Genomic DNA, 10,109 nt, shown 5'->3' with positions numbered 1-10,109 from the left:
TATCACAGCCTAGTCCATAAACCGTATCGGTAGGGTATATGATCAAACCTCCCTTTCGCAAGATAGATACCACCTTATCTATTTCCTTTGGATTAGGATTCTGCTCGTATATTTTAATGAATTCGGCCATTTTATTACTAAATATTTCAAGTAAATATTATTGCGGGTAACCCCAAGTTAAAAAGAATAAGAGTTCTATTTTACCTGATAGACACGAACATAGTCTACCTCCATAACGGCAGGGAAAATGGCATCATTTACTCCTTCCAAACCTCCCCAGTCACCTCCAACAGCTATATTCATTAAAAAATAAAATGATCCTGAAAAAGGCCAGTTTTCAGCATTAGTTATAGCAGGTCGCGGAAATATCAGCTTAATATTCTCTATATCGTCTATGTAGAATTTTAGGTACTTGTCGGTCCACAGTAGGCCATAGTTGTGAAATTCTTCTTCTATCGTCTCCAGTAAAACCGGTCCTGAAGTTACTTGTGTTCCATCCCTATGATTGTTTGCAAGACTGTGAATGGAAAAATGAGTCTGATTGGGCTCAAAACTTACATATTCCATAATATCAATTTCACCACAAGCCGGCCATCCCGCCGTTTGAATATTGGTGCCCAACATCCATAATGCAGGCCATAAACCGTTGCCCTTATGGTCAGGAATTTTTGCCCTGATCTCCATCCTACCATATTTATAATTGGCTGTACTATTTAATCTCGCAGAAGTGTACTCAACCATTCCCGGACCTTGTTCTATTTTTTTCGCTACTATTTTAAGTGTTCCGTCGCTTACGGTAACATTTTCGTCTTCAGTATAATTCTGTAGTTCATTATTTCCCCAACCATGTGCACCCGTCTCAAAAATCCAGTTCTCTTTTGAGAGGGTATTTCCATCAAATTCGTCCTGCCAAACCAAAACTGCCTTATCCCAATAGTCAGGGGCATTTACATCTGGCAAACCATCAATATCTATGGGAGCGGGCAAAACGCTTTCCTGATCATCCTGTGGACTGCTAGCACTGCATCCTAACAGAAAAACCGTAAAAAGGAAAATAATATTCTTATACATTTTGATAAATTAATTTATTCTATAATTCAAATATAATATGAAATATTAATGCCAGCACAATTTAATCGCCAATAGAACGATCCCTGCATTTATATTGAACAATTAAAACCCCAATTTAAACATCAATGATTTCCAGTTTCGCAAATCGAAGAAGCAACTTTTTTATATCGCCTTTTACAAACTGTATTTCGGCCTTCTTATCATTGCCGGCTCCTTCAATACGCAATACCTTACCACGACCAAAACGTGTGTGATTTACCAAAGTGCCTTCTGATAGATTTGGATCTATTGGATTTGTGTTTCCAATGGGTTTGGCTAATTCCGGTTTAAGTTTTCGAAGTTTTCTCAGTTGATTTTGATTGGGTTTTCCAATACCTGGTGGAACACCATTTTCAGGTTTTGACTGTCTAAGTTTTGACTTATCAACTTCACCAAAAATATCTGTATTAATTAAAGGTTTATATCGATATGTATCTACCGGAGTCAGGTTCTCGATATATTTATCCTCTATTTCCTCAATAAAACGACTAGGTTCAGCATCAATTAATTTACCCCACCGATATCTGTTTTGAGTATATGTTAGATATGCTTGTTCCTCGGCTCGGGTTAGTGCAACATAAAATAGCCTGCGCTCCTCTTCCAACTCACTTCGTGTATTCATGCTCATTGCAGAGGGGAAAAGATCCTCTTCCATCCCAACTATATAAACAAACGGAAACTCCAATCCTTTTGCCATGTGAATGGTCATTAGAGCCACCCGATCATCATCACCGGTGTCCTTATCCAAATCTGTAGCCAGCGCTACATCTTCCAAAAACTCGGTTATATCTCCTTTTGCATCTGCCAGTTCTTTTTGCCCTTCCACAAAGTCTTTGATACCATTTAATAATTCCTCTATATTCTCCATTCGGGCAATACCCTCGGGAGTTCCATCCTTCTTAAATTCCAGGAGAATCCCCGTTTTCTTAGCCACATGCTCGGCCAAAGAAAAAGCATCCGCACTCTCGTTCATGATCTGAAAACTCTTAATCATATTAGTAAAATCTTCGAGTTTCCTTTTTGTACCAGTATTTATTTTTAAATCTATTTTATCTAAATTCTCCATTACTTCAAATATAGATCTTGAGTAATGGTTTGCCGCAACGGTTAACCTATCTAATGTGGTTTGGCCAATACCACGAGCGGGGAAATTTATAATTCTTTTTAAAGCCTCTTCATCCTTTGGGTTGATTACCAGCCTAAGATAGGATAACAAGTCCTTGATTTCCTTTCGTTGATAAAAAGAAAGGCCTCCATAAATCCTATAAGGTATATCTCGTTTACGCAAAGCATCCTCTATAGCACGTGATTGGGAATTTGTGCGGTAAAGAACAGCAAAATCGCCATTTGAACGCTGGTTTTGCATTTTCTGTTCAAAAATAGAACCTGCCACATATCTTCCTTCCTCAGCATCAGTGGTGCTTCTGTGAAGTTTTATCTTGGCACCCTCATCATTGGCTGTCCATACTACCTTTTCCAATTGGTTCTTATTGTTGGCAATTATAGAATTTGCCGCATTGACAATATTTTTGGTAGATCGGTAATTTTGTTCTAACCTATATACAGCAACATCGTCATAGTCTCTTTGAAAGTTCAAGATATTTGTGATGTTTGCCCCTCTGAAAGAGTAAATACTCTGTGCGTCATCGCCTACAACGCAAATGTTTTGAAAACGGTCTGCAAGTGCTTTTACTATAAGATATTGAGAGTGATTGGTATCCTGGTACTCATCAACCAGAATATATCTGAACCTTTCCTGATATTTCATTAAAACTTCCGGAAAACGGCTTAATAATTCATTGGTGCGTAAAAGTAAGTCATCAAAATCCATTGCCCCGGCTTTAAAACAACGGTCTACGTAGTTTTGGTAAATATCTCCTAACCTGGGCCTTTTTGCCATAGCATCTGCCTCCATTAGTTCGGGGTTTTGGAAATAGGCTTTAACCGTAATTAAACTGTTTTTGTAAGATGAAATACGATTTTGAATTTGCTTGTATTTATAAATGTCCTTGTCTAGTCCCATCTCCTTGATTATCGATGAAATTAAACGCTGTGAATCCTGGGTATCATAAATTGTATAATTACTTGGGTAACCCAATTTATCACCATCAAAACGAAGTAAACGGGCGAAAATGGAGTGAAATGTTCCCATCCATAAGTTCTTTGCTTCGGAACCTCCGACAATACCGGCGATTCGCTTTTTCATTTCTCTGGCAGCCTTGTTTGTAAAAGTTAGTGCCAGAATATTAAAGGGATCGACACCCTGCGCCATTAAGTGGGCAATTCTAAATGTAAGAACCCTGGTTTTACCTGAACCCGCCCCGGCAATAACCATTAAGGGTCCTTCCTTGTGTAAAACAGGGCCTTTTTGAGCATCATTTAATTCATCCAGAAAGGTATTCAAGTTAAAGGCATTTTATGAGGTGAATTTAGCCATAAATAACCTCATGAAAAAGTTACAAACCAATATTTATGACATTTGACTTCGTATTGTCTGCAATTTGAATATATTTAGAAAATGAATTGAACTACATGTCGAAATACGTATTTATTAAGCTCTCATTATTCCTTCTGATCGGATTTACTTCTATGCATTCACAAACAAAAGAATCGGGACCGGTTATTACAGGATATGGGGAAGTTTGGAACATTGAGAATCCCGACTTTATTACCGATATCACAAAAGAATACAAAGTGGTTTTTGATATTATGAACACTTCCGAATCATCTGACCATCTTAATAAAAGTGTTGAAACTGCCGCACGATTTTTAAATATGCACGCTCAGAGCGGTGTCCCAATTGCAAATCTCAAAGTTGCCCTTGTAGTGCATAATAATGCCTCTAAAGATCTTCTTAGAGGTTCTGAATATAAAAGTCGGTACGGTACAGATAATCCAAACGAAGAACTAATAAAAAAACTCCTGGATGCTGGTGTTGAGATTGTTTTATGCGGTCAATCGTCAGTTGCTCGCAATGTTCCAGTTTCAGAAACCATTGACGGCGTTGAGTTGGCCTTATCTGCTATGACCGCATTAATTCAACTTCAGGACAATGGTTTTCAACTTATAAAGTTTTAATACTTATGAAAAAATTAATACTAATAACAGTACTTCTTTTTGGTAGCATATCCATGGCCCAGGAGCCGAACTTAACCAATGATTATAAGCTTGTTGAAAAAAAGGTTATTGAATGGAGAAGAGAAATACACCAAAATCCGGAATTGTCCAATCGTGAATTCAAGACTGCTGAAAAAATAGCTGCACATTTAAATTCATTGGGCATAGCTGTTCAAACCGGTGTTGCTCACACCGGAGTAGTTGGTATTTTGAAAGGCAACCAACCGGGAAAAGTTGTAGCATTAAGGGCTGATATTGATGCATTACCTGTGACTGAGCGCAACAATCTCGAATTTAAGTCTACCGTTAGTTCAGAATTTCTTGGGGAGCAGGTTGGAGTTATGCATGCATGTGGGCATGACACCCATACCGCAATTTTAATGGGCGTAGCCGAGGTTCTTTCTAAAAATAAGGATAAAATAAAAGGTACTGTGAAGTTTATTTTTCAGCCTGCAGAAGAAGGAGCGCCTCCGGGAGAAGAAGGAGGTGCACTCCTGATGGTAAAAGAAGGTGTATTAAAAAACCCTGATGTGGATGCAATTTTTGGATTGCATATTAAATCTGAAATCCCTGTAGGAGTCATTCGTTATAAATCCGGAGGTACTATGGCAGCTGCCCAACGATTTGTTATCAATGTAAAAGGAAAACAAAGTCATGGTTCACAACCCTGGTTAGGTATAGATCCAATACTTATAAGTGCAAAAATTATAGATGGCCTGCAAACCATTATTAGTCGGGAAGCCGATCTAACCAATGAAGCGGCTGTTATCACCGTTGGTAAAATAAAGAGCGGAGTTCGGTTTAACATTATACCCGAAAGTGCTGAAATGATTGGCACCATCCGGACACTGGATTATGACATGCAAAAAATGATCAATCAAAGAATGGAGGAAATGGTACCTGCTATCGCTAAAGCCTATGGGGGTGATGCTAGCATAGATATACAATCAACCACGGCCATAACCTATAATAATCCCGAACTCGTTATTCAAATGTTACCTACAATGAAACGCGTAGCTGGCCAGGAAAATATTCAAACTCAAAAAGCCATTACCGGTGCCGAAGATTTTTCTTATTTTCAAGAGAAAGTACCTGGTCTTTTCTTTTTCTTAGGCGGCATGACACCAGGATCTAGCGAATCCTTCCCACACCATACCCCTGATTTTCTTATAGACGACAGTGGATTACTGTTAGGAGTAAAAACGCTAACGGAAATGAGTCTGGATTACTTAAATATGTAAGATTGAATGTTTCTCCAGCACTTATACGGATCATTTATTGCAAACATTCTACTTTAGAATACAATTATTTGACAAAGAAAGAATTGGAGAAACTTTAAATGAGTTATTTTTGTCTCGCATTTAATAAGCAAGGTTAAAAATCCTATTTTTTAATTAATCTAAATTTCCTATGAATAGAATTACTTTATTATTACTCCTTTTAGTTTTGACAGGAACTACCCTACAGGCACAAAATAAAAAAGAGCTTATAGCCCAGGTTAACAGTTTGAATGCCGAGTTGGAAAGCACTAAGGCTGAACTTATAGAATCCAAAAAAAATGAAAAAATAAGTGCCGCAAGGGCAGATTCTTTTGAAAGTCAGTTGAAGGGCCTGGAGGAAAACAATGCTACTTTATTACAAAACTTAAATAATTTCACAGCGCAATCCAATAACAAGCTAGACAACCTAAGCAGTGTAATGGAAAGTCTGAGAAAGAAAGAAGCGGAACTGAAATTTATTAACGACGCATTAACCAGTAATGACTCTATTTCACTGCTTGTGCTTACCAAATTGAAGCAAACTTTAGGTGAGAATGCAAATATCAAAGTTGAACGTGGATCCGTTGTGGTAATTATGGATCAAACCACTTTATTTGGAGCCAATTCTAGCAATACAGAATTACAACCAGGAGCTACAGAACCTCTTAATAAAATAGCAGGAATAATTAAAGCAAATCCTGATATGGCGGTTACCCTCGAATTCCACACGGATGATGCCAGCAGCTGGGAAATTATCTATGGACAGGCCGCTTCCGTTACTCCAATTATTGGTAATACTCCCGATGTTAAAGCAGAACGAATTATGGTCTCCAGAAAAACAGACTTAGCCAATTCTCTATATATCATGCTGCACCCCGATTTCGATTTATTCTACCTTAACTTAAGACAAAACATGAAGAAATGAAAGAGGGAATCCTCGGATATTGCAATAATGCAACTTTCCTATTAAGATAAAATGAAGCTATAATTTTTTGAATAATCTAACGTTCTACATCCATAAACCAAACTAAAATACCAAAACATGACTGGGGACGGAATTTTTCAACTCTTCGCATATTTAATGCCCGCCGTGGTAACCGGAGCTGTGGCTTTTTATTTTTTTAGATTACACACCAGAAACGAGGAAGGTCGCAGAAGATTTTTACTTCACAAAGATTCGCAAAAAGATGCCATGCCTATTCGTTTACAAGCCTATGAACGCATGGCGCTTTTTTTGGAACGCATCTCAATACCCAGTTTAGTGGTACGAGTAGCTCCCAAATCTGCAGATAAAAACGCATATGAGCAATTATTAATCCGAAGTATTGAAAACGAATTCGATCACAATTTATCACAACAGATTTATATGAGTGATAATTGTTGGAATATTATAAAGGCTGCCAAAAATGCTACGATTCAATCAATAAGAAAAGCAGGTATGAGCGAATCTGACTCGTCTGACAAGTTGCGTGAAGATATTCTAAATGAAACTATGGATAAACAATCTCCTTCCGCAACAGCTCTTGCTTTTGTGAAAAAGGAAATAGGAGAAATTTGGTAATTTTTTTAAAGTAATATAAATTACTGTTCCGGTTCTAAAGCACTTAATTCAACATTTTTAGTTTTTGCAAATTCATATCCATTTTCCCACCAGGATGTCATTTTCTCCTTTTCGAAGATTAGTGAATTTGTAGTCAATACCGTTGGAGTATAATAAAAATTGATTATTGCATTATTATTATTGGCAACGTATTTTCCAATTCTGATATTCTGACGCTCTATTCTATCTAACATAAACGCAAACATACTTGTTAGAAGGGAAAATGCATTCCTAGAAGGCATCCTGTTAAAATGAGTTACTTCAGTATGTAAAATAATTGCATCTACTTCTGTTGCCCCTCTCATAATGGCCTCTTCAATAGGGACCATACTTCCAAGCCCCCCATCAGCATACTCACAACCTTCTTTTCGTACCAAACTCATAAAAGGTGTATAATTACAAGAAATCCAAATCCATTCACAAAAATCCTCATAACCAAAATCTTTTATGGACTTATACTCCACCGTATTTAAAGATAGATTGGAAACTGTTACAACAATATCCTTGGGCCCGGACTTAAGAATCTCAAATTCCTCGGGGGTTATAGTATTTTTTATAAGTTCCAGAAGATTATGGCTTTCGCCAAAAGTTCTACTACCTCTGTAAAAGTTCTTTAGAACGTTCCAGTGATTGATGCCAATATTGGCCACACCATATTTGTTTTGGATCACAAAAGGACAATTACTGAAGATACTATCCTGATTCACCGAAGTATAAACATCTTTTATTTTTTGAATCTTTTGAAGAGCCAAGTGCGAAATTAACAAGCTACCTGTTGAGGTACCCAGAAACAGGTCGTAATTGTGGTTTAATTCCTGCATAAGGTATTGGGCAACCCCTCCTGCAAAGGCCCCTTTACTTCCACCTCCGGATATGACTAAAGCTCTCATTTTACCTCCAGTTTACTTTGTATATAACGCAATTCTTTTCCCTTTAGTTCTTTAGACAATTTAAGAAATCGCTCTTTTTGTTTGTCGTCTTTTAATAGCCTTTCTATCAAGCTTCTGGCAAAATTTCTGAATTGCCAGGAATGATGAACCGAGGCATTAATTAAATCCAGTAAATTCTGATCTGACAAAGGAAAAACCTCAGCAAGAACAGAGAAGGCATTCTGCCGAACCTCAAAAGAATATTCAGCTGAAGTATACCCGAATAATTCCTCGGTATAATCGGCTTTCTCCACATCATTTAAATAGTCTTTCGTTAATACTGCCAAAAACAACCAAAGCAAACGCACATTTTTATTAGGAAGTCCAATAACTCCCTTCGTTCTTTCTAAATATGCTATTCTATCATTTGGATAGGATATCCACAAACGATAAAGTGCATTTTCAATTGTAATATAACTTTTATCTTGCAATAATGATTCAAATTGTATTTTAAGTCCGGAAGGAATTCTCTCGGTTGTAATACATAATGCCTGCCTTGTCTTCAAGTCCTCCGTGGTGAAGGCATTTTTTAAAAAACTTTCGGACAAAGATTTATGATAGTCCAAAATGATATTTTCTTTTATCCTGGGCGATGAATTGTTGTCCCATACCTTTTTAATTAGTTCTTCATTACTGGTATTACTGGATGTCAATTCCCATTGAAGGTCAAAAAAAGTTTGCAAATCATCCGATGATGACGCAAGTAATGTCTTTACCTCATCAAAAGGAAATTGTGTGCTTTTCAACCAAGTTTGCTCAAATTTAAGTAAGTCCAATCCACTTGCTTTTTGCATCTCTGTGATAAAATCAGATATAGTCACATTAGAATACTGATATTTGTTCAAATACGACTGAATTCCTTCTTTAAATGCCGTATCACCTAGCATGGTTCTAAGTATATGAAGGGCCCAGGCCCCTTTTTCATAAAAGGTCAAACTACTCGCTTTAGGATCCGTTAGCGCTTCTCCTTTTCCCTGGTTGGATAATTTTTGGAGTTGTTTAGCAGATTCATAAAGTTTCCAATAAAAATAATCTTCACCGAACAGCTTTTTTTCTGCCAGCAAGGCATAGTATGTGGCAAATCCTTCATGAAGCCAGTGATGATTCCCATCTTTTTCGGTTACCAGATTCCCAAACCACTGATGAGCCATTTCATGAGCATTCACATTTACATAATTCTTATCCACAAAAGCGATACTGTCTATTACAAACCCATCAGAAAAAATAGTAGTTCCGGTATTCTCCATCCCGGCATATAAAAAATCACGTACAGGTATCTGTTTGTAATTCTGCCACGGATAGGGTATCCCGATTTCATCTGAAAGAAAATCCAAAATTTGGCTGCTATACCTATACGTTGGTTCTTCTTTTAAGCTGTCCCCGGGATAATAATAAAGCTCTAAAGGAATTCCGATCTTAGTTGTAAACTTCTTACTGTTATAGTTCCCAATCGCAAAAGCAAGCAGATAGCTACTCATTGGCTTGTTCATATCAAAGAACCAGGTTCTCAGCGAATCTTTTGTAAGCGTATCCTTTAATCTACCATTTGCAATAATTTCATATTCTTTATCAAAGGTTAGACTAAGATCAAACTCAACTTTCTCATTCATATCATCAAAACTAGGAAGCCAGTGACTAGTATATTTTCCCTGGCCCTGAGTCCATATTTGATTATTATGAGGTATTGAGTCTTCCCATCCTAAAAAGTAAACCGTTTGCTCAGGAATTGTGGAATAAGCCAATGTTAACTTATACGTTTTGTCTGCTTTAAGTTTTTTATAAAAAACTATTTTTTCTTTAGTATTTGCATTTCGTACTTTTTTGCCATTCAATAAAACAGATGAGAAGTCCATGTTTTTGGCATCCAAAAAAACAGAATCCGTCTTATTGAGTACTTTGAACGAATAAGTTACTTTACCATTTATTCTTTTAAAATCTGGATCTGGCAATATATCTATATCCGCTTTAAAAAAATCTACAGAAGGTTGCGGCTGACTAAATACAAAACCCGTAAAAAGAACGAATAAAAGAACATTAATTAAATTCATAATTGTTATTATACAATTGTCAGACCAAAATTAGCATTTTGCGGTA

9 protein-coding genes are annotated in these 10,109 nt (G+C 36.9%); 4 read left to right on the top strand and 5 right to left on the bottom strand.

Annotated features, from left to right (window positions below; all coding sequences use genetic code 11):
* The 3 genes from WBM60_RS15420 to WBM60_RS15410 form a co-directional block, all read right to left on the bottom strand.
* Positions 1–130, bottom strand: a 130-nt coding sequence (locus tag WBM60_RS15420) for an L-threonylcarbamoyladenylate synthase (RefSeq protein WP_424283299.1), incomplete at its 3' end; no start/stop codon positions are given.
* 65 nt (positions 131–195) lie between these two features.
* Complete coding sequence (locus tag WBM60_RS15415) at positions 196–1,071, bottom strand: glycoside hydrolase family 16 protein (RefSeq protein WP_424259406.1); 876 nt, start codon at positions 1,069–1,071, stop codon at positions 196–198.
* 115 nt (positions 1,072–1,186) lie between these two features.
* A complete protein-coding gene (locus tag WBM60_RS15410) occupies positions 1,187–3,514 on the bottom strand; it encodes an ATP-dependent helicase (RefSeq protein WP_424283298.1) in 2,328 nt (775 codons plus the stop codon).
* A 128-nt stretch (positions 3,515–3,642) separates the two neighbouring features.
* Here WBM60_RS15410 and WBM60_RS15405 point away from each other — a divergent pair, with 128 nt between their 5' ends.
* From WBM60_RS15405 to WBM60_RS15390, 4 genes are all read left to right on the top strand, one after another.
* Positions 3,643–4,188, top strand: coding sequence for a DsrE family protein (locus WBM60_RS15405; protein WP_424260554.1), 546 nt, complete (start codon positions 3,643–3,645; stop codon positions 4,186–4,188).
* A gap of 5 nt (positions 4,189–4,193) precedes the next feature.
* Positions 4,194–5,468, top strand: a complete 1,275-nt coding sequence (locus WBM60_RS15400) for an amidohydrolase (protein WP_424283297.1) — start codon at positions 4,194–4,196, stop codon at positions 5,466–5,468.
* A 169-nt stretch (positions 5,469–5,637) separates the two neighbouring features.
* Positions 5,638–6,411, top strand: a complete 774-nt coding sequence (locus WBM60_RS15395; RefSeq protein ID WP_424261033.1) for a hypothetical protein — start codon at positions 5,638–5,640, stop codon at positions 6,409–6,411.
* Positions 6,412–6,528: 117 nt separating this feature from the next.
* A complete protein-coding gene (locus WBM60_RS15390) occupies positions 6,529–7,047 on the top strand; it encodes a hypothetical protein (protein ID WP_424276126.1) in 519 nt (172 codons plus the stop codon).
* A gap of 20 nt (positions 7,048–7,067) precedes the next feature.
* On the opposite strand, the gene WBM60_RS15385 is transcribed toward WBM60_RS15390, so the two are convergent.
* On the bottom strand, positions 7,068–7,976 hold the full coding sequence (locus tag WBM60_RS15385; protein ID WP_424261029.1) for a patatin-like phospholipase family protein: 909 nt from the start codon (positions 7,974–7,976) through the stop codon (positions 7,068–7,070).
* Positions 7,973–10,063, bottom strand: coding sequence for a M1 family metallopeptidase (locus WBM60_RS15380; RefSeq protein WP_424283295.1), 2,091 nt, complete (start codon positions 10,061–10,063; stop codon positions 7,973–7,975). The genes WBM60_RS15385 and WBM60_RS15380 overlap by 4 nt, the downstream gene beginning before the upstream one ends.
* Between the last annotated feature and the right edge of the window lie 46 nt (positions 10,064–10,109).

This window comes from Eudoraea sp. (assembly GCF_049669105.1).
Taxonomy (GTDB): Bacteria; Bacteroidota; Bacteroidia; order Flavobacteriales; family Flavobacteriaceae; genus Eudoraea.
This window is presented reverse-complemented; position numbering and strand designations above follow the sequence as displayed.

Bases quoted from the DNA above. Each gene is read 5' to 3' on its own strand.
- WBM60_RS15380 (WP_424283295.1), bottom strand. From the start codon at position 10,063: ATGAATTTAATTAATGTTCTTTTATTCGTTCTTTTTACGGGTTTTGTA.
- WBM60_RS15400 (WP_424283297.1), top strand. From the start codon at position 4,194: ATGAAAAAATTAATACTAATAACAGTACTTCTTTTTGGTAGCATATCC.
- WBM60_RS15415 (WP_424259406.1), bottom strand. From the start codon at position 1,071: ATGTATAAGAATATTATTTTCCTTTTTACGGTTTTTCTGTTAGGATGC.
- WBM60_RS15390 (WP_424276126.1), top strand. From the start codon at position 6,529: ATGACTGGGGACGGAATTTTTCAACTCTTCGCATATTTAATGCCCGCC.
- WBM60_RS15385 (WP_424261029.1), bottom strand. From the start codon at position 7,976: ATGAGAGCTTTAGTCATATCCGGAGGTGGAAGTAAAGGGGCCTTTGCA.
- WBM60_RS15395 (WP_424261033.1), top strand. From the start codon at position 5,638: ATGAATAGAATTACTTTATTATTACTCCTTTTAGTTTTGACAGGAACT.
- WBM60_RS15405 (WP_424260554.1), top strand. From the start codon at position 3,643: ATGTCGAAATACGTATTTATTAAGCTCTCATTATTCCTTCTGATCGGA.